17 protein-coding genes are annotated in these 20,588 nt (G+C 72.0%); 6 read left to right on the top strand and 11 right to left on the bottom strand.

The annotated features are described in order from the left end of the window. Positions 1 to 26 precede the first annotated feature (26 nt). Complete coding sequence (locus tag LADH09A_RS20575) at positions 27 to 953, top strand: 2-hydroxyacid dehydrogenase (protein ID WP_238647107.1); 927 nt, start codon at positions 27 to 29, stop codon at positions 951 to 953. Here the strand turns inward: LADH09A_RS20575 and LADH09A_RS20570 are convergent. Continuing rightward, positions 947 to 1,339: a PH domain-containing protein gene (locus LADH09A_RS20570; protein ID WP_238647106.1), complete on the bottom strand. Its 393-nt coding sequence runs from the start codon at positions 1,337 to 1,339 to the stop codon at positions 947 to 949. The two genes, LADH09A_RS20575 and LADH09A_RS20570, sit on opposite strands and share 7 nt — an antisense overlap. 218 nt (positions 1,340 to 1,557) lie before the next feature. On the opposite strand from LADH09A_RS20570, the gene LADH09A_RS20565 reads away from it, so the two are divergent. Further along, positions 1,558 to 3,948 carry a GGDEF domain-containing phosphodiesterase gene (locus LADH09A_RS20565; protein ID WP_238647105.1) on the top strand — a complete coding sequence of 797 codons (2,391 nt, stop codon included), beginning with the start codon at positions 1,558 to 1,560 and terminating at the stop codon, positions 3,946 to 3,948. A gap of 19 nt (positions 3,949 to 3,967) precedes the next feature. On the opposite strand, the gene LADH09A_RS20560 is transcribed toward LADH09A_RS20565, so the two are convergent. Beyond that, on the bottom strand, positions 3,968 to 4,987 hold the full coding sequence (locus tag LADH09A_RS20560) for a LacI family DNA-binding transcriptional regulator (RefSeq protein ID WP_238647104.1): 1,020 nt from the start codon (positions 4,985 to 4,987) through the stop codon (positions 3,968 to 3,970). A gap of 111 nt (positions 4,988 to 5,098) precedes the next feature. Here LADH09A_RS20560 and LADH09A_RS20555 point away from each other — a divergent pair, with 111 nt between their 5' ends. Next, complete coding sequence (locus LADH09A_RS20555) at positions 5,099 to 7,549, top strand: glycoside hydrolase family 2 protein (RefSeq protein WP_238647103.1); 2,451 nt, start codon at positions 5,099 to 5,101, stop codon at positions 7,547 to 7,549. A gap of 142 nt (positions 7,550 to 7,691) precedes the next feature. Here LADH09A_RS20555 and LADH09A_RS20550 read toward each other — a convergent pair whose 3' ends face one another. From LADH09A_RS20550 to LADH09A_RS20525, 6 genes are read right to left on the bottom strand one after another with little or no spacing between them, the layout of a single operon-like run. Then, the gene (locus tag LADH09A_RS20550; RefSeq protein WP_238647102.1) at positions 7,692 to 8,435 is read right to left on the bottom strand and encodes a copper homeostasis protein CutC; all 744 of its coding nucleotides are present in this window, start codon (positions 8,433 to 8,435) and stop codon (positions 7,692 to 7,694) included. Further along, positions 8,432 to 9,442, bottom strand: a complete 1,011-nt coding sequence (locus tag LADH09A_RS20545; protein ID WP_238647101.1) for an asparaginase — start codon at positions 9,440 to 9,442, stop codon at positions 8,432 to 8,434. The genes LADH09A_RS20550 and LADH09A_RS20545 overlap by 4 nt, the downstream gene beginning before the upstream one ends. After that, positions 9,439 to 10,308, bottom strand: a complete 870-nt coding sequence (locus LADH09A_RS20540) for an amino acid ABC transporter permease (protein ID WP_238647100.1) — start codon at positions 10,306 to 10,308, stop codon at positions 9,439 to 9,441. Before LADH09A_RS20540 ends, LADH09A_RS20545 begins: the two co-directional genes overlap by 4 nt. Continuing rightward, a complete protein-coding gene (locus LADH09A_RS20535; RefSeq protein ID WP_238647099.1) occupies positions 10,305 to 10,949 on the bottom strand; it encodes an amino acid ABC transporter permease in 645 nt (214 codons plus the stop codon). Before LADH09A_RS20535 ends, LADH09A_RS20540 begins: the two co-directional genes overlap by 4 nt. 16 nt (positions 10,950 to 10,965) lie before the next feature. After that, positions 10,966 to 11,934 (bottom strand): glutamate ABC transporter substrate-binding protein, encoded by a 969-nt coding sequence (locus LADH09A_RS20530; RefSeq protein ID WP_238647098.1) that lies wholly within the window; start codon positions 11,932 to 11,934, stop codon positions 10,966 to 10,968. Between the two features lie 19 nt (positions 11,935 to 11,953). Continuing rightward, the gene (locus LADH09A_RS20525; RefSeq protein WP_238647097.1) at positions 11,954 to 12,682 is read right to left on the bottom strand and encodes an amino acid ABC transporter ATP-binding protein; all 729 of its coding nucleotides are present in this window, start codon (positions 12,680 to 12,682) and stop codon (positions 11,954 to 11,956) included. A 163-nt stretch (positions 12,683 to 12,845) separates the two neighbouring features. Between LADH09A_RS20525 and LADH09A_RS20520 the strand changes: the two genes are divergently transcribed. After that, positions 12,846 to 14,048: an ROK family transcriptional regulator gene (locus LADH09A_RS20520; RefSeq protein WP_238647096.1), complete on the top strand. Its 1,203-nt coding sequence runs from the start codon at positions 12,846 to 12,848 to the stop codon at positions 14,046 to 14,048. 145 nt (positions 14,049 to 14,193) lie between these two features. On the opposite strand, the gene LADH09A_RS31980 is transcribed toward LADH09A_RS20520, so the two are convergent. Continuing rightward, positions 14,194 to 14,502, bottom strand: a complete 309-nt coding sequence (locus LADH09A_RS31980; RefSeq protein ID WP_238647155.1) for a hypothetical protein — start codon at positions 14,500 to 14,502, stop codon at positions 14,194 to 14,196. On the opposite strand from LADH09A_RS31980, the gene LADH09A_RS20510 reads away from it, so the two are divergent. Beyond that, entirely contained in the window at positions 14,420 to 15,091 is a 672-nt protein-coding gene (locus tag LADH09A_RS20510; RefSeq protein WP_238647154.1) for a DUF3152 domain-containing protein, read from the top strand. The two genes, LADH09A_RS31980 and LADH09A_RS20510, sit on opposite strands and share 83 nt — an antisense overlap. A gap of 123 nt (positions 15,092 to 15,214) precedes the next feature. Here LADH09A_RS20510 and LADH09A_RS20505 read toward each other — a convergent pair whose 3' ends face one another. Next, positions 15,215 to 16,057 carry an SCO4651 family lipoprotein gene (locus LADH09A_RS20505; RefSeq protein WP_238647095.1) on the bottom strand — a complete coding sequence of 281 codons (843 nt, stop codon included), beginning with the start codon at positions 16,055 to 16,057 and terminating at the stop codon, positions 15,215 to 15,217. 169 nt (positions 16,058 to 16,226) lie between these two features. Further along, on the bottom strand, positions 16,227 to 18,074 hold the full coding sequence (ilvD, locus tag LADH09A_RS20500) for a dihydroxy-acid dehydratase (RefSeq protein WP_238647094.1): 1,848 nt from the start codon (positions 18,072 to 18,074) through the stop codon (positions 16,227 to 16,229). A gap of 128 nt (positions 18,075 to 18,202) precedes the next feature. Here ilvD and LADH09A_RS20495 point away from each other — a divergent pair, with 128 nt between their 5' ends. After that, the gene (locus tag LADH09A_RS20495; RefSeq protein WP_274529864.1) at positions 18,203 to 20,557 is read left to right on the top strand and encodes a putative bifunctional diguanylate cyclase/phosphodiesterase; all 2,355 of its coding nucleotides are present in this window, start codon (positions 18,203 to 18,205) and stop codon (positions 20,555 to 20,557) included. Positions 20,558 to 20,588 lie beyond the last annotated feature (31 nt).

The raw sequence follows: 20,588 nt of genomic DNA, 5'->3' as shown, positions 1-20,588 counted from the left end.
GGCCAGGGGGACTATCGTCGGCGGACGTGAAGGTATGGATCCCACACCAGGCCGGTCTGAACCTCATGGGCGAGCTGCCCCCGGACGTGACGGTGGAGGTGTGCGAGCACGCCGACCGACTGCCCTCGGAGGCGGCCGGCGTCCGCGTCTGGGTGCCACCGTTCCTGGGCGGCTCGGACGCGACGGCCTTGCTGCGTGAGCTGCCCGACCTGGCCGTGGTGCAGTTGCTCTCCGCCGGGGCGGATGCCTGGGCCGGTCGGACCCCGCCGGGGGTCACGCTCTGCGACGCCCGTGGCGTGCACGACCCGTCCACCGCCGAGTGGGTCGTCGCGGCGGTCCTTGCCCAGTTGCGGGCCTTCCCGACGTTCGTCCGGGCGCAGGCCGAGCGGCGTTGGGCGAACGAGGGGAACCTTCCGACCGACGAGCTGACCGGCAAGCGGGTGCTGATCGTGGGGGCCGGCGCGATCGGCACCGCCGTGCGGGACCGGCTCGCCCCCTTCGAGGTGAGCTTCACGCTGGTCGCCAGGACCGCCCGCCCGGAGCAGGGCGTGCACGGCGTCGAGGAGCTGCCCCGGCTGCTGCCCGAGGCGGACGTGGTGATCGTGATCGTGCCGCTGACCGACCAGACCCGTGGCCTGATCGACAAGGACTTCCTGGCCGCGATGCCGGACGGGGCGTTGCTGGTCAACGCTGCCCGGGGGCCGGTGGCCCACACCGAGGCGCTGGTCACCGAGCTGGCCACCGGTCGGATCTCGGCCGCCCTGGACGTCACCGACCCGGAGCCGCTGCCCGCCGACTCGCCGCTCTGGACGATGCCGAACGTGCTGCTCACCCCGCACGTGGCCGGGTCGGTGCGAGGTCTGCTGCCGCGTGCCTACCGACTGGTCGGTGATCAGGTGCGCCGTTTCGCCGCCGGGCAGCCGCTGATCAACACGGTGGTCGACGGTTACTGACCGGGCGCCTCGGCCGGGTTGTGGGGCAGCGTCTGGCCGGTGGCCGACACCAGCCGGGGCAGGTCCACGCCGCGTACCGCCGGCAGGGTGACCTGCTGGCCGTCGTCGAGCCGCGCGACCGCACGTCCGCGCTGGTCGGTGACCAGTTCGAGGACCTGGTCCCAGTCGATGCGGCGTTGCCCGGCCAACGCCCGAACGCGCAGCTCCCGGGCGTTGGCGTCGGTGCCGGCCCGCCAGGCCCAGAGGGCGACGGCGAGCGGCAGGAGCAGCACCGGCAGCAGGTAGGTCCGGGCGCTCGCCAGCGGCAGTGCACCGATGAAGGCGATGACCGCGGCGACCAGGATGGCTTGGTTGTACCGGAAGCGGACCGTGTCGGACTTACTCACCCTCCGATGATCCCACCCCCGGCCGGTCCGGCTCGCGGCGGGCGGTGCCGGCGGGGTGCGTAACGCCGTACAGTGACACAGGTCATTGTCTCCTTCAGGTGACCGACACGTAACCAATCCGGCCGCCGATCGTTGCCAGTTGTTGAGCAGCGGACCCGCAACGTCCGATGCCCCGCACCGTCGTACCGCCCCCGTGCCCCCTCACGAAGGCGACCGCCGTGCTCCTCGCGTACCCGTTCCGTGTTCTCGTCCCCCGCCGGGCGGCACCGGAGGCCGCCACCTCCACCGCAGTGGCGCTGCTCCTTCTCGCCGGTGCCGTCGACCTGGTCCCGACCTCGGTGGTGATCGCGCTGGCCGCCGGTGCCGGCGCCACGCTCGCCGGGGTGCGGCTCTCCCGGCTGGCCGGCCGACGCCGCGCCGATCCGTCACCGCGCACGGCGGGCGTGCTCCTCGACGCGGCGGTGGTGACGGCTGGCCTCACCGCCGTCGTGCTGCCCCTGGCCGACGTCGGGTCGACCGTCGCCGTGCTGGTCGGTTCGCTGGTCGTGGCGGCCTTCGCCGGGATCGGTCTCTACCGCCTACCCGGCCGGACGCGGGCGTCGGCCGGGGCCCGGCTGCGCCGGTTGGTCGAGTCGGGCGGCCCGGCCGTCGGCCTGGCCCTCGCCGGCTGGCTGCTGCTGCCCCGTGCCAACCTGTCGGGTTCGACCCGGCTGGTCGTCGCGTTGGCGCTCGGCGGGCTGGGCATGGCCGCGCTCAACGCGTTCGCGGGGCCGCGACGACGCTCGGGTGCGGAGGTCTGCCGGGGCGGCGTCCTGCTCACCCTGGGCGGGTTGGTGCTGTTGGCCACGCTGCCGACCGCGCCGGTCGGGCCGGCGGCCCTGCTGGCCGTACCCCCGCTGGTGTTCGGGATGTTGCTCGTCGCGGTCGGTGCGGCCGACGCGGCGGACGAGGGTGACGCGGAGCCGGCGGAGCCGATCGCAGCAGCCTGGCCCCGGGCGGTGCTCCCGGCGGCGATGCTGCTGCTGGCGGCGGGTGTGCACCTCGGCGCCGGCCGTGCTCCCGACCGGACGAGCGTGTTGTTGGCCCTGGCGGCGGTGCCGCCCCTGGTGCTGCGTGAGCTGCTGCGCGCGGGTGACGCCTCCACCACCGAACGGCGGGCCGCGCACCGCCGAAGCGCGGTCCGGCATCGCCGTGCGGCGTCATCCCGCTGGCCGGGCAGGTCTGAGCCGCCGGCCGCACCGCCCCAACGCCACTCCCGCCGCGCCGTCGACCCGGAGGGTCCGGCCACCGCGAGTGGTGTCGGCTCAGCCTGGTCACCGGACGACGGTGCCGCCTGGTCGGCGCTGAGTCGGCGGCCCGTCCCGGCGGGCGGCGGTGGCCCGGGCGACCGGGCGGCCCTGCTGGACGCGCTCGCCGCGATCGGCGACGTGCCGGCACCGGCGGGCGCGCTGCTGCTGGTGGACCTGCACGGCACCGAGGGCGTCGGCCCGACGACCCGGGAGGACATGGTGGCCGAGGCGGTGCACCGGGCCCGCGCGGTCATCGCCCCCGACGACCTGGTCACCGGGTGCACGGGCGCGGGCTTCGCCGTGGTCACCGCCGCCGGTCCGATGCTGGCGTACGCGCTGGGCACCCGGTTGTTGACCGCGCTGAGCCCGCCCTACCGGCTGGCCGGTGCGATGCTGCGGGTGCAGACGAGCATCGGGTTGGCCGAGGTCAGCGGTGCCGGGCCGGCGGACGTGCTCCGTCAGGCCGAGCTGGCCCGACGACGGGCCGTGCAGCTGGGCCGGGACCGGGTCGAGTGGTACGACGCGTTCCTGGAGGAACAACTGGTTCGCCGGCTCGACCTGGAACGCGAGCTGCCCGGCGCGGTGGCCCGCGGTGAGTTGGATCTCGTCTACCAGCCGGTGGTGGACCTGGCCGACGGGCAGCCGGTGGGCGCGGAGGCTCTGTTGCGCTGGCGGAGCCCGGTGCTCGGCACGGTGCTCCCGGCCGAGTTGCTGCCGGTCGCCGAGGACCTGGACCTGATCGGCGAGTTGGAGTGGTGGGTTCTGGACCGGGCCTGCCGGCAGTTGTCCGACTGGTCGGTGGGCGTACGGGAGCTGTGGATGGCGGTCAACATCACCACCCGGGAGCTGACCACTCCCGACTTCGTGCAGCGGGCCGCGGCCGTGCTGGCCGCGTACGGGGTGCCGCCGGAGCGGCTGGTCGTGGAGGTGAGTGAGCCGAGGGTCGCTGGCGACCTGTCGACGGTGGTGGCTCGGTTGGCCGGGCTGCGGTCGCTGGGTGTGCGCACCGCGTTGGACGACTTCCGGGCCGAGCACGCCTCGTTGGCGCAGCTTCGCCGGTTGCCGATCGACCTGCTCAAGGTGGGCCCGGAGTTGGTGGGCGCACGGCCGGACGGGCAGCCGCCGCTGATCGACGTGGTGGTCAACGTCGGCGAGCGGCTGGGGGTGGAGATCGTCGCGGAGGAGCTGGAGTCGTCGGCCCAGGTGGAGGGGGCGCGCCGGGGCGGCTGTCGCTACGGGCAGGGGTTCGCGCTGGCACGCCCGGCGACGGCCGAGCGGGTCGAGGCGTACTTCGAGGAGTTTCCCTCGGCGTCCCGCTGAGCCTCGGCGCTGAACCGGTTCACCTGGCCCGGGGTGGTGCGGTGCTGCCCCGCGGTGTGAGGTGCGGTGTCTCGTCCTGCACCCGACCGGCGGGCTGTCCGGCGATGACCGCCAGCAACTGGCGGGCGGCGTGCGCGCCGTACGCCGGGATGTCCCTGCCCAGCGCGGTCAGCGGCGGGTGCACCAGGCGGCACAGCAGCGAGTCGTCCCAGGCCACGATGGACAGGTCACCGGGCACGGTGAGCCCCATCTCCTGGGCGACGGACAGCCCGGCGATGGCCATCACATCGTTGTCGTAGATGACCGCCGTGGGCCGTTGGGCGGAGCTGAGCAGCCGGCGGGTGGCCCGGCCACCCTCCTCGCCCGTGTAGTCGGACCAGACGGTGACCGCGTCGATGAGGTCCAGCCGCCGGCAGACCTCCACGAAGGACTCGGTGCGGATCTCGGTGTGCCGCAGGTCGGGCAGACCGGCCACCCGGGCGATGCGTCGGTGCCCGAGCGCGACCAGGTATTCCACCGTCTCGGTCAGCGCCGCGGAGTCGTCGGACCAGACACTGGCCAGCTCACCGGTGCCGCCGGGCCCGCCGATCACCACCGCCGGCAGTTGCAGCTGCTCCAGCGCGGGGATGCGGCGGTCGTCGGTGCGCAGGTCGCAGACGAGCACCCCGTCCACCCGGCGTTCGGCCCACCACCGTCGGTAGACCGCGATCTCGGCGTCGTGGTCGGCCACCACCTGGAGCGTGAGCGCGTACGAGCGGGCGGAGAGTTCCGCCTCGACGCCACTGATCAACGCCATGAAGAACGGCTCGACGCCGAGTGTCCGGGCCGGTCGGCACAGGGCCAGGCCGACCGCCCCGGCGGTGGCGGCGGAGAGGGCGCGGGCGGCGCTGCTCGGGCTGAACCCGATCTCCGTGGCGATGGCCAGGATGCGCTGCCGGGTGGTCTCGGAGACGCCGGGCTGCCCGTTCAGCGCGTACGACACGGCGCCCTTGGACACGCCGGCCCGTCGGGCGACGTCGGCGATGGTCGGCCGCTTCACGGGCGTGCTCCTCTGCTCTGCGGCCGTTGACAGCCCGGAGTCCGAACCGTACGGTTTCTCAACTTATCCGGTTCAGTGGACGTCTTTCGATGGAGAAGGTGCGGTGCAATCGTGAGCCGACAGGCACTCTACGACGGTTGGACCCTGCGGGCGGCACCCGGAGCGCAGGTGCCGGCCGAGATCGCCGGGCGGGCCGTGCCGGCGACCGTGCCCGGTTGCGTGCACACCGACCTGCTCGACGCCGGGCTGATCACCGACCCGTACCTCGACGACAACGAGCTGGCACTGGCCTGGATCGGGCGCACCGACTGGAGCTACCAGACCACGTTCGCGCACCGGCCGGGCGACGCGGAGCGCGTCGACCTGGTCTGCGCCGGCCTGGACACCGTCGCCACGCTCACCCTCAACGGTGTCGAGGTCGGCCGCACCGAGAACATGCACCGCGGCTACCGGTTCGACGTCCGGTCGTTGCTGCGCGAGGGCGACAACGACCTGGTCGTCGCGTTCGACTCCGCGTACCGCTACGCCGAGGCGCAACAGGAGCGCCTCGGCGACCGACCCAACGCCTATCCCGAGCCGTTCCACTTCATCCGCAAGATGGCCTGCAACTTCGGCTGGGACTGGGGGCCGACCCTGGTCACCGCGGGCATCTGGCAGGAGATCGGCCTGCACGCCTGGTCCACCGCCCGGTTGGCCACCGTCCGCCCACTGGTCACCGTGGACGGCCGGGACGGCCGGGTCGAGCTGCACGTCGAGATCGAGCGGGCCTCGGACGTCCCGCTGACCGTCCGCGCCACCGTCGCCGGCGCCCACACCGAGGCGGTCGTCCCGGCCGGCCAGCGCACGGCCGTGCTCACCCTCACCGTCCGCGAGCCCGCGCTCTGGTGGCCCCGGGGGTACGGCGAGCAGGCACGCCACCCGGTCGAGGTGACCCTGCACGGGCCGGACGGCGACACCCTCGACGCCTGGTCGCACCGGGTCGGCTTCCGCTCCGTACGACTGGACACCACGCCGGACGAGCACGGCACCCCGTTCGCGCTGTCGGTCAACGACGTCCCCGTCTTCGTCCGCGGGGTCAACTGGATCCCGGACGACGCCTTCCCCACCCGGATCACCCGCGACCGACTGGCCGAGCGGTTCGACCAGGCCGTCGAGGCCAACATCAACCTGCTGCGGGTCTGGGGCGGCGGCCGGTACGAGTCGGCGGACTTCTACGACCTCGCCGACGAGCGGGGGCTGCTCGTCCAACAGGACTTCCTCTTCGCCTGCGCGGCCTACCCGGAGGAGGAGCCCTTCGCCACCGAGGTGGCCGCCGAGGCGGTCGAGCAGGTGACCCGGCTGACGCCGTACCCGTCGCTGGTGCTCTGGACCGGCAACAACGAGAACATCTGGGGCTGGCACGACTGGGACTGGCAGGAGCCGCTGGCCGGGCGCACCTGGGGGCGCGGCTACTACCTCGACGTGCTGCCCCGCATCGTCGGCGAGCTGGACCCGACCCGCCCGTACTGGCCGGGCAGCCCCTGGTCGGGCACCGAGGCGATCCACCCCAACGACCCGGCGCACGGCACCACCCACATCTGGGACGTGTGGAACACCGACGACTACACCAAATACCGGGAGTACGTGCCGCGCTTCGTCGCCGAGTTCGGCTACCAGGCGCCACCGGCGTACGCCACCCTGCGCCGGGCGCTCAGCGACGAGCCCCTGGCGCACGACTCACCGGGCATGACCCACCACCAGAAGGCGGCCAACGGTGACGCCAAGCTCCAGCGGGGCCTGGACGCACACCTGCCCGCACCGGCGGACTTCGACGACTGGCACTACCTGACGCAGCTCAACCAGGCCCGGGCCATCCAGCTCGGCGTGGAGCACTTCCGCTCCCACCGGGACGTCTGCGCCGGCACCATCGTGTGGCAGCTCAACGACTGCTGGCCGGTGACCTCCTGGTCGGCCGTCGACGGCGACGGCCGCCGCAAACCCCTGTGGTACGCGCTGCGCCACGCGTACGCCGACCGGCTCCTCACCGTGCAGCCGCGCAACGGTGGTCTGGCCCTGGTGGCCGTCAACGAGACCGCCGAGGCGTGGGCCGTACCGGCCGCGGTCACCCGGTTCACGCTCACCGGGGAGCCGAGGGCGAAGACCTCGGTCGACCTCGACGTGCCGGCGTACTCCTCGGTGGTGATGGCGTTGCCGGCGGACCTGGCCCGGCCGGAGGATGCCCGGCGCGAGTTGCTGGCCGCGGAGGCCGGCGGCACCGAGGAGCGTGCCCTGTGGTTCTTCGCCGAGGACCGGGAGGTGGACTGGCCTCTGGCGGCCTGGGAAACGACGGTCGAGCCGTTCGACGGTGGTCAGCGGGTCCGGGTCACCGCCCGCACGGTGCTGCGCGACCTGACGCTGTTCGCCGATCGGGTGGACCCGGCGGCCACAGTGGACCGGGCACTGGTAACGCTGCTGCCGGGCGAGTCGACGACGTTCACGGTCCGGGCTTCCGGTTCGCTGGACACTGCTGCGCTGACCGCCCGGCCTGTGCTGCGCTGCGTCAACGACATCCGGCGAAGCTAGGCCACCACCGGCCGGCTGCCGACCTCAGACATGATCGCGCTCGATCCATGACGTAGTGGCCTCCCTGGACGGGGAGGCCACTACATCCATGTTCGAGCACGATCTACGCCGTTCGAGCGCGATCAACGCTCCGAAGCGGGGGTCAGGCGCGGGCGGCGGCGAGCACCTGGCCGACCAGGGCCCCGGAGGTGCCGGAGCGCTCGTACTCGGGTCGGCTCAGGCTGCCGCCCATCAGCGGTGCCGGGTTGCGGTGCACGGCCGGGCTGTCCGAGCTGACCAGGGCCGCGAAGTGGTACTCGTCGGCACCCGTCGCCTCGACGATCCGGGCGATGTTGCGCGGGGTGATGCCACCACCGGGCATGACGACGATCCGTCCGGCAGCCCGGCGCACCAGGTCGGCGATGAGCGGGGCACCCTCCAGCACGCTGACCTCCTGGCCCGAGGTGAGCACCCGGTGCACGCCCAACTCGATCAGCTGCTCCAGCGCCGCGTGCGGGTCGCGGGTCATGTCGAACGCACGGTGGAAGGTGATGCTGGCGTCGCCGGCGGCGGCGATCAGCCGACGGGTGGTCGGCACGTCGACGTCGCCCTCGGCGGTCAGCACGCCGATCACGATGCCGTGCGCGCCGGCCGCGACGGCGGCCCGTACGTCCCGCTCCATGGCTTCGATCTCGAACGGCGAGAAGATGAAGTCGCCGGCCCGGGGCCGGACGATCACGTGCACCCGGATCCGGGTGACGGCGCGCAGGGTCGTCTCGATGGTGCCCAGGCTGGGGGTCAGCCCGCCGTCGAAGAGCGCGGAGCACAGCTCCACCCGGTCGGCGCCGGCCTCCTCGGCGGCGACCGCTCCCTCGACGCTGTCGATGCAGATCTCGAATGTGTTCATGAGTCTTCCTTTTCGCTACGAGACGGTGCCGCTTCCGACGGCGGGGTCCAGTCGATGACGGCCGTGACGGCGCCGACCGGTTCGCCGCCGCCGAGCACCGGCACCCGGCGCAGCGCGTCGGCGCCACCCACCGGTACGCCGACGGCGTCGAGGGCGGCGAGGGCGATGGCGGTGGTGGCCCGGGGTGAACCGTCGATCGCCTTGACCGCCACGGCGTGACCGTCCGGTGCGGCTACCGCGAGCACACCCTCGGCCCCGCCCTTGGCGAGCACGCCGGGCAGTGCCCGCATCAGGTCGGTGTTCGGGTGCCCGTGCCAGCCACCCACGTACTCCGGGTGTTGGCGCATGGCCTGCGCGACCAGCGCCTCGTCGCTCCCGGCGGGCGCGGTGACCAGCGCCTGGAACGTGCGGGCCAGGCCGGTCAGCGGCAGGCCGAACAGGGGTGCGCCGCAACCGTCGACGGCGTGGTGCGCGACCGGCGTTCCGGCCAGCCGGGCGACGGTGGCGGCGGTCTCCCGCTGGAGCGGATGCCCGGGGTCGAGGTAGTCGTGGGTGCTCCACGAACGGGCGACGCAGGCGACCAGCATCGCGGCGTGCTTGCCGGAGCAGTTCATCCGGATCCGGTCGCGCTGCCCGCCCGCGCGGATCAGCCGGTCCCGGGTCGGTTCGTCCTCCGGCCAGTCCACCGGGCAACCGAGCGCGTCCTCGGTCAGGCCGGCACCGGCCAACATCGCCCGGACCACCTCGACGTGCCGGTCGTCGCCGGTGTGGCTGCCGGCGGCGAGCGCCAGCGCCGGGCCGGTCAGCTCGTCACCCGCCGCGACCCGGCAGGCCAACGCCTGCACCGGCTTGAGGGTGGAGCGGGGGAGCACCGGCTCGTCGGGTACGCCGGCGGCGAGGACGACCTCACCGTCCGGGGCGAGCACCACGACACTGCCGTAGTGCCTGCTCTCGACGAAGTCGTTGCGGACGACCCGAGCCAGTTCGGCGTAGCGGAAAATGGTCACCGCGGGGTGTTCCCTTCGATGAGCGGCGGGGGCAGTTCGGCGGCCCGTCGTGCTCGCCGGCCGCCGAAGCGGCCGTTACGGGCCTGGAGTACGCGGGCGAACTTCGACAGCGAGGCGTTGACCACCAGGTAGATCAGTGCCACCACCAGGAACGTCTGGATCAGCAGGTGGGTGTACGAGGAGAGCACCTGCCCGCTGTAGAGCAGCTCGGTGTAGCTGACCACGAAGCCGAGCGAGGTGTCCTTGAGCAGCCCGACCAGCTGGCTGACCAGGGACGGGGTGAGCTGGAGCAGTGCCTGGGGCAGCACGACCAGCGCCATCACCTGCCCGCGACGCAGCCCGACGGCGAGGCCGGCCTCGGTCTGTCCCCGGTCCAGGGCCAGGATGCCGGACCGGAAGATCTCGGCGAACGCCGCCGAGTTGGACACCACCAGCGGCACCACGAGCTTCCAGAAGAGCGGGAAGTTCATGCCGTACTGCGGCAGGGCGAACAGCGTCACGTAGATCAACAGCAACGTGGGAACGGTCCGGAAGACCTCCACGTACGCGCCGGCCAGCCAGCGCAACGGTCGATGCGTCGACAGCCGGCCGAGAGCCAGGAGCAGCCCGAGCGCGGCACTGAGCACGGCGGTCGCGGCGGCGGCGCGCAGCGTGGCCCACAGGCCGTTGAACAGGTACCGCCAGATCGGCCAGGTGGTGAACGGCTCCCACCGTTCGGCGGCCAACTCGCCGTGGCTGGCGAACTGGTAGACGGCCGCGGCCAGGGCACCGGCCAGCAGAACGGCGCCCAGCACGGTGGCGATCCGGATGCGTCGCTGGGCGCGGGGGCCGGGCTCGTCGAAGAGGATCTTCTGGGTCTGGTTCATCGGACGATCGCCAGCCTTCGTTCCAGCAGGCCGGTGACCTGACCGATGATCAGCGCCAGCAGCATGTAGGCGAGGCCCGCGCCGGTGAAGACGGCGATCGGCTGGGCCTCGACGAGGTTCACGGTGTTGGCCGCCTGGGTCAGCTCGACGACCCCGACAGCGGCGGCCAGCGAGGTGTTCATCAGCAGCGCGATGCAGATGTTGCCGATCGGCTGGATCACCGCCCGGAGTCCCTGCGGCAGGATCACGTGCCGCAGGGACTGGCCGAAGGTGAGCCCGATGGCGCGGGCCGCCTCGGCCTGACCCACGCCGACCGTGTTGATCCCGGCGCGGATCGCCTCGGCCAGGTACGCCCCCTCGTAGACGGCGATGACGATCGCGGCGGAGGTGAACAACGGGAACGTGATGCCGATGGTCGGCAACGCGAAGACGAAGAGCACCAGCAGGGCCAGCAACGGCAGGTTCTGGAACACCTCGACGTACGCCGTGCCGATGGCGCGCAGCAGCGGGACGGGGGCGATCCGCAGGGTGGCCACGACGATGCCCAGCAGCATCGCGCCGACGGTGGTCACGACGGTCAGTTCGACCGTCGTGACCAGGCCGTGGCCAAACTCGCTCAGGTGGGCGGTGAGGGCGTCCATCGGTACGAGAGGTTGCTCAGGAGCCGTCGGCGGAACCGAGGGCCGGCGGGGTGGGTGCCCCGCCCTCGACCACCGAGCCGAGTGTGCCCTCCCAGACCTTCGCCCACGTGCCGTCGGCCTGGATCTTCTTCAGCCAGTTGTTGACGAACTCCTTGAACTGCGGGTCCTCCTTGTTGAGGCCGATGCCGTACGCCTCGGTGGTGAACGGCTCGCCCACCACCTTCATGCCCGGGTTGGCCTTGGCGCCCGACGCGAGCAGCGTGAAGTCCTGCACGTACGCGTCGCCGCGCTTCTGGAGCAGGGCCTGGAGCGCCTGCGGGTCGGTGCCGAACGCGATCTGCTTGGAGCCGGGTGCGGCGGAGGGCAGCGCGGTGACCGCGGGGGTGTTCGCCCCGACGATGACGGTCTTGCCGGCGAGGTCCTTGACGCTCTTGATCGAGGTGTCGTCCTTGCGGACGCCGACCGCGAGACCCGAGGTGAGGTACGGCCCGGCGAAGGCGACCTGGGTGGCCCGCTGCGGGGTGATCGTGTACGTCTGGAAGACCGCGTCCACCGACTTGGCCTGGAGCATGGCCTCCCGGGTCTGGGTGCCGATGGTCGTCGTCTTCACCTCGGGCTTGCCGATGATGTACTTCGCCAGCAACTTCGCCATGTCGGCGTCGAAGCCCTCGATGGTGCCGCTGACCGGGTTCTGCTGGGCGAGCAGCGGCGCGTCCAGGGAACCGCCGATGTTCAGGTAGCCGCGCTTGCGGATCGCGTCCATGGTCGAGCCCGCGGGGATGTCCGCGTCGGTGGCGACGGGGGCGGCGTCGTACACCGACTGGGCGACGACGCCGTCGCCGCCCAGACCGGGGTTGCCGGGCAGCGTCGGTGCGCTGCCGCCGCTGTCACCGCCGCAGCCGGTCGCTGCGAGGGCCACCGCGACGGCGGTGGCGGTGAGGGCGAGCGAACGCCGCCCGGTGAAGCTCATCTTGAGGATTGACATGACACCCTCCCGTTGGGGGCTAGTGCTGGAGGATCTTGGACAGGAAGTCGCGGGCCCGCTCGGTCTGCGGGGCTGCGAAGAAGTCGTCGGGGGCGCCGGATTCGACGATGCGGCCGTCGTCCATGAAGACGACCCGGTCGGCGGCGCGGCGGGCGAAGCCCATCTCGTGGGTCACCACGATCATGGTCATCCCCTCGGCGGCGAGGGAGACCATCACGTCGAGCACCTCGTTGACCATCTCCGGGTCGAGGGCCGAGGTCGGCTCGTCGAAGAGCAGCACCTTCGGCTGCATCGCCAGCGCGCGGGCGATCGCCGCTCGCTGCTGCTGCCCCCCGGAGAGTTGGGCCGGGTGGTGGTTCGCCTTGTCGGCGATACCGACGCGTTCCAGCAGGGTCATCGCCTGCTGCCGTGCCTCGGGCCGGGCGACCCTGCGGACCCGGGTGGGGCCGAGGGTGATGTTGTCGAGCACCGTCTTGTGGCCGAAGAGGTTGAAGGACTGGAAGACCATGCCGACGTCGGCGCGCAGCCGGGCCAGCGCGCGGCCCTCGGCGGGCAGCGGCTCACCGTCGATCTCGACGCTGCCCTGCCCGGCGGTCTCCAGCCGGTTGAGGCAGCGGCACAGGGTCGACTTGCCGGAGCCGGACGGCCCCACCACGACGACCACCTCGCCGGCGGCCACCGTGAGGTCGATGTCCTTGAGCACGTGCAGCGGGCCGAACCACTTGTTGAGGCCGCGTACCGACACCATCGGTCGGTCCGCAACCGTCGTCCCCGGTGCCACCAGACGCACCCACTTTCTTCGACAAGCGAACCAAGTCAGCTTCAGATCGAACCAACAGCGCCATCTAAAGGTAGCCAGGAAACTAAGTCAACCGGTTGCTTGAACAAACTGCGGATGCTAAGAACCTGACGTGACGATTGACGACGCGCCACGCGAAGCCCTCCGGGGCGGCCCCCGGGAGCTGCTGCGCTGGGTGGCCACCGGAGCGGCCGTCAGTCGTGCCGACCTGTCCCGGCTCTCCGGGCTGTCTCCCTCGACGGTCTCCCAGCGGGTCGAGGCGTTGATCAACCAGGGTTTGCTGGAGGAGACCGGCGCCGGACGGTCCCGAGGTGGACGACGGCCGCGCCAGCTCGCGGTGCCCACCGGAGGCGCCGTGGTCGGTGCCATCGACCTCGGCGCGCACCACGCGCGCGTCGGCACCCTGGACCTCTCCGGGCGGGTCGTCCAGGGCCGCACCCTGCCGGTACGCATCGAGGACGGCCCGGAGGCGGTGCTCGGCGCGCTGCTGGCCGAGGTCGCCGCGTTGGCCGCCGCACCCGATGACCCGGCAGCCTCGTCAGCGACCGGCTCTCCGACGTCCGGCGCCGCCGTGGGCGCGCTGCGAGGCATCGGCATCGGCATTCCCGGCCCGGTGCAGCACGCCACCGGACGGATCGTCAGCCCGTCCCGCATGCCCGGCTGGAACGGCTTCGACGTCGCCGCGTTCTGCGCCGGCCGGGTCGACGTGCCGATCATCGTGGACAACGACGCCAACCTGATGGCGCTCGGCGCTCACCGCACCGCGTATTCCGAACTGGACCACGCCGTCTACATCAAGGCCGGCACCGGGATCGGCTCCGGTGTCATCTCCAGTGGACGCCTGCACCGGGGCGCACAGGGATCGGCCGGCGACATCAGCCACTGCCGGGTGGTGGCCGATCCCGCGCCACTGTGCAGTTGCGGCAACGCGGGTTGCCTGGAGGCGGTGGCCAGCGGCGCGGCCCTGGTCACCGCGCTACGCGACCAGGGCGTACCGGTCTCCGACCTGACCGGTGTGATCCGTCTGATCGACGACGGCGACCGGCATGCCACGGCGCTCGCCCGGCAGGCCGGCCGGGCCATCGGCGAGATCCTGGCCGTCGTGGTCAACTTCTTCAACCCGCAGGTGGTCGCCATCGGCGGCCGGCTCGCCGACTGTGAACCGCTGCTGGCGAGTATGCGGGCCACCCTCTACGAGCGGTGCCTGCCGTTGGCCACCCAGACCCTGCTCATCGAGCGGGTCGCCACCGGTCAGGACGTCGGCATCACCGGCGCCGCCCACCTGGTGATCGACCACGTGGTGGCGGCCAACTGACCTGGCTCATCCCGGCTGTGGTGCGTGCCCGGCCGCACCAACCGGCGGCCGACCAGCCGCGTCGAGCCACTACGTACCGTCAAGGGGTCTGCCCGCTCTGTCGCGTTCTGACGGGCTATCGACGCCCGCCGTCTTGACGTTTTCCCTACACCTGGTCACCTAGCCTTCCGGTGTTCCTCACCTGACCGTGATCGATCCTGGAGGTTTTCCACGTGCGGATCAGCGGACGGCTGCTCGTGTCGGTCCCGTTGGCGATGGTGATGGCCACCGCCGCGTGCGGTGTGGCGTCGGCACCGGCCGCCGGGCAGGGCGATGTCCCACGCTCGACTTCGAGTGAGCCGCGTTCGAGTTCGAGCCCCAGCGACACGCCAATCTCCAGCCCGACGCCGGAGACCCCGACCGACGCGGAGATTCCCACCAGGGCCGCCGGCACCTTCACCACGGCCACCGGCACCGGTCGCGTGATCGGCAGGGGAAAGAAGCGGGTGCGCTACAGCGTCTCGGTGGAGAAGGGGATCGCCTGGGGCGACATCGCGGCCTGGAAGCCGGACCGGTTCGCCGAGAGCATCGAGCAGGTGTTGGCGGCGCCGAACGGGTGGGCCAGCTCCGCGCAGCACCCGGTCACCAACGGCGCGGTGAACCTGACCCGGGCGTCGTGGTCCTTCCAGCGGGTCAGCACCTCGAAGGTCGACGTCGACGTCCGGCTGGCCACACCGGGGACGGTGGACCGGCTGTGCGGTGCGAGCGGTGTCGACACCGAGGGGGTCTACTCCTGCAAGTACGGCAAGACCATCATGATCAATTTACGGCGCTGGTTGCAGGGCTCACCGGGATACCCGGTCAGCATCGAGGAGTACCACGCTGGCGTGATCAATCACGAGTTCGGGCACTTCCTGGGCTTCGCCCACATGACGTGCGGTGGTCGCGGCAAGCCGGCCCCGGTCATGATGACCCAGACGATGGACCTGGGCGGATGCGTGCCCAACGTCAGCCCGTTCGTCGGCAACGGGCAGTTCGTCAGCGGACCGTGGGCACCGTCCTGATCCGGTGATCCCTGCCGCGGCGATCAGTGCCCGGCCGGGCGGATCGACACGCCGGCCGGACGGCGCCGGGAACGGGACGGGCGGGCCCGGCGTGACGCCGAGCCCGCCCGAACACGGAACAGGTCAGTTGCCGGCGGTCAGGCCCTGCAGACCCTTGAGCATCTCGGCGAAGTCGAGGGTCTCCGCCGTCGGCGGCGTCTCGACCGTCACCGCCTTGCCGTAGTCGGTGTAGTCCATCACCAGCTCACCCAACGGGCCCATCTTCAGGGCGGCCCGGCGGGGCCGGTACTGCTCGTCGACCCACAGGTCGGTGGTGATCTCCTTGACGCCCATCTTGGTCATCTGCTGCTCGACGCCGGCCCGCAGCTTCGCATCGACCTGCTCGAGGTGGGTCGCCAGCGGGGTGTTGACGGTGTAGTGGACGGTGGCCGCCCCGTTCACCGTCTCCTGCCCGACCACCTTCGTGCCCTCGGTGGCCAGCAGCGTCTTGACCTGCTTGGTCGGGTCGATGTCCTCGAACTGCTGGCCAAAGTTCATCCCGGCCTGCTTGCCGGCTTCGTCGAGGTCCATCTTCATCCAGCGCTTGCCGTCCATGCTCGCGCGGTCCTCGGCCGGAATCTCGACGTAGATGACCGCACCGACCATCCGGACGACAGTCGAGTCGCCCTTCGGGTCCGTCGTCGTCATCTCGGCCTTGACCGGGTCGCCGAGGTCCAGGACGCCGCGCATCTCGACCTTCTCGCCGCCCGCATTGCCCGTCATCGACACGGTCACCGAATCGCTCTTGTTGGTGGCCTCGGACGTCTTCTGCAGCGACCCCTTGAGATCACTGGCCAGCAGCTCCAGAACGCTGGGCTGCTTGGGCTCACTGGACCCGCCGGACGTCGTGCCACACGCGGAGACAGCGAGCGCGGTGAGCGCCGAGACCGCCACCGCCACGGACTTCTTGCCAAACGACACGTACACGCCTCTTCCCCGCAGGAATCCGGGCTCTCCCCGAATTGATCGACGACACGCTAACCGACGCGTCCGACATCCGCGGACCGTGTTTCGCCGACGACACCATCGACGTCGGGATATCCGACCTGGTGGGACACCCCGACATCGGCGATCCACTGTCGATCGCGAGCGGTGGTTACTCCGGGACGCGGCGGTAGGCGCCGTCGCTGGCCGAGGTGGCCATCGAGGCGTACGCGCGCAGCGCCGCCGACACCGGGCGCTGCCGGTCGGTCGGGGTGTACGGCTTGTCGCGCTTCTCCTCGGCCACCCGTCGCGCCTCCAGATCCTCGGCGGGCACGTTCAGCTCGATCGACCGGCTCGGGATGTCGATGACGACCTCGTCGCCGTCACGGACCAGGGCGATCAGCCCACCCGAGGCCGCCTCGGGGGAGACGTGGCCGATGGAGAGCCCGGAGGTGCCGCCGGAGAAGCGGCCGTCGGTGAGCAGCGCGCAGGAGCGGCCCAGCCCGCGTCCCTTGAGAAACGAGGTGGGGTAGAGCATCTCCTGCATACCGGGGCCGCCCTTCGGTCCCTCGTACCGGATCACCACGACGTCACCCGCGACCACCTGCTTGGCGAGGATCGCGGTCACCGCGTCGTCCTGCGACTCGTAGACCTTCGCCGGGCCGCGGAAGGTCAGGCAGTCGTCCGGCACGCCGGCGGTCTTCACCACGCTGCCCTCCGGCGCCAGGTTGCCGTGCAGGATGGCCAGCCCGCCGTCGGCGGAGTAGGCGTGTTCGTTGTCCCGGATGCAGCCACCGGCCGCGTCGGTGTCCAGCGACGACCACCGGTTGGTGGTGGAGAACGGCTCGACGGTACGCACGCCACCGGGAGCCGCGTGGAACAGCTCGACCGCCGTCGGCGTCGGCGAGCCGCCGCGCACGTCCCAGTCGGTCAGCCACTGCGCCAACGAGGGAGAGTGCACGGCGTGCACGTCCCGGTTGAGCTGCCCGGCACGGTCCAGTTCACCGAGGATCGCGGGGATGCCGCCGGCCCGGTGCACGTCCTCCATGTGGTACTGCGGGGAGTTGGGCGCGACCTTGGCCAGGCACGGCACCCGCCGGGAGATCGCGTCGATGTCGGCGACGCCGAAGTCCATCTCCGCCTCACGGGCGGCGGCCAGCAGGTGCAGCACCGTGTTGGTGGAGCCGCCCATCGCCACGTCCAGGGCGACGGCGTTCTCGAAGGCGGCCTTGGAGGCGACCGTGCGGGGCAGCACCGAGTCGTCGTCGCCGTCGTACCACCGCTTGGAGATGTCCACGACGGTGCGGCCGGCCTCGACGAAGAGCGACCGGCGCGCGGCGTGGGTGGCCAGCGTCGAGCCGTTGCCCGGCAGAGCCAGCCCGATCGCCTCGGTGAGGCAGTTCATCGAGTTGGCGGTGAACATGCCGGAGCACGAGCCGCAGGTCGGGCAGGCGGAGCGCTCGATCTCGCCGAGCTGCTCGTCGGTGACCGCCTCGTTCGAGGAGGCGATCATCGCGTCGATCAGGTCGATCTTGCTGTGCACGACGCCCTCGATCGCCATCGTCTTGCCGGCCTCCATCGGGCCGCCGGAGACGAAGACGGTCGGGATGTTGAGCCGCAGCGCGGCCAGCAGCATGCCGGGGGTGATCTTGTCGCAGTTGGAGATGCAGACCAGGGCGTCCGCGCAGTGCGCGTTGACCATGTACTCCACCGCGTCGGCGATCAGCTCCCGGCTGGGCAGCGAGTAGAGCATCCCGCCGTGGCCCATCGCGATGCCGTCGTCGACCGCGATCGTGTTGAACTCCCGGCCCACCCCACCGGCCTCGGCGATCGCGTCGGCGACCAGGCCACCCATGTCCTTGAGGTGGACGTGACCAGGCACGAACTGGGTGAAACTGTTGGCGATGGCGACGATCGGCTTACCGAAATCGTCGTCGGTCATCCCGGTGGCCCGCCAGAGGGCCCGGGCGCCGGCCATCGTCCGACCGTGTGTGGAAGTCCTCGACCGCAGCTCAGGCATGTATACCAGCATGACACCGCCGCCGCGGGGGCTGGGCCCGGTGGCGCCGTGTCCCAACAGATGCACACCCAGCCCCCCATGAGGTGCGCGCATCCGGCACTCTTGGGAGCGTGCATCTCCCCCCGGGCATGGTCGCTGTGGCGGCGTTCAGCGGGCTCGTCGCCGCTGTGGCCGCCGTGCTGCTGACCGTGGTCGCCGTGCGGCGCACCGGCCCGCGCCGGCCCGCGCACCTGCTGCTCGCCGCGGCCGCCGGGGGCGCGCTGCTCAGTCTGCTGGCCGGGGTCGTCGCCGCGCTCAGCGCGAACGACCACTGGGCCCACGAGCAGGGGCTGCGCACGGGCTGGGCGACCATGGTGGCGATCGGCACGGCACTGAGCGGGCTGGCCTTCGCCGCCGGTCTGCTCCGGCTGCCCGGGGTGGCCGCCACCGCGTCGGGAACGGCCCGGCTCGCCCTGGACGGGCTGGTCATGGCCGCCGCGCTGTGGTTCGTCGGCTGGGTGCTCTTCTCCGAGCCCACCCGGCTGCTCGGCGCCGCCACCCCGATGGCCTGCCCGGCGATCCTGCTGGCCACGGTGAGCGCCGCGCTCGGTGCCGGGCTCGCCGTGATCGTGGTCTTCCGGGCCGCGACGCCCCGTCGACGGCTCGCCGCCCTGGCCTCCGGCATCACCGCGGTGACCTGCGGCGGGCTGGGCCTGAGCGCCGGGCTCTGCCAGGCCGGGCCGACGATGGCGCTGACCGGTGCGGCGGTGCTCGCGGCCGGCCTGCTGACCGTCGCGCTCGCGGTGTACCGGGCGGACCGGCCAGGGCAGGTGGAGCTGGACCTGATCGGTCGCGACGGCGAGTACGCCGTCGCCCCGATGCTGGCGATGGCCGCGTCGGCGATGTACCACCTCGCCCAGGAGGGCCGGTTCACGGCGGCGGGCATCGTGGCCGGCAGCGTCGAGGGCTTCGCCCTGGTGGCACGGCAGTACCTCACCCTCCGCGACGTCCGGGGGTACGCGAGCCGCCTGGCCGAGCGGGAGGCGCACTTCCGCGAGCTGGCGCACACCGACCCGTTGACGTCGCTGGCCAACCGGCGGGGCCTGCTCCGCGCACTGCACGACAGCGCCGCGACGGGCAATCCACACGTCCTGCTCGGCCTCGACCTGGACGGCTTCAAGAACGTCAACGACATGCGTGGTCACGATGTGGGCGACGCCGTGCTGGCCGAGGTGGGTCGGCGGCTGCGCGGCAACCTGCGCCCCGGCGACGTGGCCGCCCGGCTGGGCGGCGACGAGTTCGCCGTCCTCATGCAGGGCCGGCAGGCCGAGGCGGACCGGGTCGCCGAACGGTTGCTCGGGGTGCTCAACCGGCCGTACGACGAGCCGGAGGGGCCTGTCTTCCTGTCGGTCAGCATCGGGGTGGCCGCGTCGGGCGGTGAGCCGGACGTGGAGCTGCTGCTGCGCCACGCCGACCTGGCGCTGCGCTACGCCAAGCAACGCGGCAAGAACCGGATCGAGCGCTACGACGCCGCGTACGACCAGCTGTTGCGTCGGCGTACCGCGGTGGAGCACGAGCTGCGCGGCGCCATCGACCGCGACGAGCTGCGGTTGGCCTTCCAGCCGGTGGCGTCGTTGCCGTCGGTGCGGCCGGTCGGCGCCGAGGCGCTGCTCCGCTGGCACCACCCCGAGCTGGGCAACGTCCGTCCGGACGAGTTCATCCCGCTCGCCGAGGAGTGCGGGATGATCGCTCCGCTCGGTGCCTGGGTGCTGCACCAGGCCTGCTACCAGCTCTCCCGGTGGTTGGCGGACGGGCACGACGTCTGGGTGTCGGTCAACGTCTCCCCGCGTGAGCTGCACGCCCCGGAGTACGTGGTCCAGGTCGCCGAGGCGCTGCGCGCCCACCACGTGCCGCCGCAGCGGCTGGTGCTGGAAGTCACCGAGCATGCGGTCGCCACCGACCTGGACGAGCTGATCCGGCGGCTGACCGCGCTGCGGTTGACCGGTGTCCGGATCGCGCTGGACGACTTCGGGGCCGGCTACTCGTCGCTGGGGCAGTTGCGTCGGCTCCCGATCGACATCCTGAAGATCGACCACAGCCTCGTCGCCGAGCACGAGCCGGTCCGCCCGGTCGGTCAGGACGGTCCGGCGTTCGCGCCGATGGTCGACATCGTCATGCGACTGGGCCACCAGCTGGGGCTGGAGGTGATCGCCGAGGGGGTGACCACGCCGACCGAGCTGGCCGCCGTGGTGGCCGCCGGATGCCGGTTCGGCCAGGGCGCGCTCTTCGGGTGGGGAGTGCCGGCCGAGCACCTGGAGGCGATGCTGGAGGCGGCGACCTCACCGGGCGCGCGGCCTGCTCCGCTGCCCGCCCCACGCCGGGATCCGGGCTCGTCAGGGCAGCTCAGCCCATCTGCCGATGGCGCGTCGCCGGCCGACGCGCCGACGTCCGTTAACCAACATGTGGGATCAGTTGACTCATCGCGTGAGATGCGTCAGGCTTAGCCGCATGTCGTCGTACCGGTCGCTGCGAGTA

The organism is Micromonospora cabrerizensis, assembly GCF_022230955.1.
Lineage (GTDB): Bacteria > Actinomycetota > Actinomycetes > Mycobacteriales > Micromonosporaceae > Micromonospora > Micromonospora cabrerizensis.
This window is presented reverse-complemented; position numbering and strand designations above follow the sequence as displayed.

Bases quoted from the DNA above. Each gene is read 5' to 3' on its own strand.
- LADH09A_RS20495 (WP_274529864.1), top strand. From the start codon at position 18,203: ATGGTCGCTGTGGCGGCGTTCAGCGGGCTCGTCGCCGCTGTGGCCGCC.
- LADH09A_RS20530 (WP_238647098.1), bottom strand. From the start codon at position 11,934: ATGTCAATCCTCAAGATGAGCTTCACCGGGCGGCGTTCGCTCGCCCTC.
- ilvD (WP_238647094.1), bottom strand. From the start codon at position 18,074: ATGCCTGAGCTGCGGTCGAGGACTTCCACACACGGTCGGACGATGGCC.
- LADH09A_RS20525 (WP_238647097.1), bottom strand. From the start codon at position 12,682: ATGGTGTCGGTACGCGGCCTCAACAAGTGGTTCGGCCCGCTGCACGTG.
- LADH09A_RS20540 (WP_238647100.1), bottom strand. From the start codon at position 10,308: ATGAACCAGACCCAGAAGATCCTCTTCGACGAGCCCGGCCCCCGCGCC.
- LADH09A_RS20535 (WP_238647099.1), bottom strand. From the start codon at position 10,949: ATGGACGCCCTCACCGCCCACCTGAGCGAGTTTGGCCACGGCCTGGTC.
- LADH09A_RS20550 (WP_238647102.1), bottom strand. From the start codon at position 8,435: ATGAACACATTCGAGATCTGCATCGACAGCGTCGAGGGAGCGGTCGCC.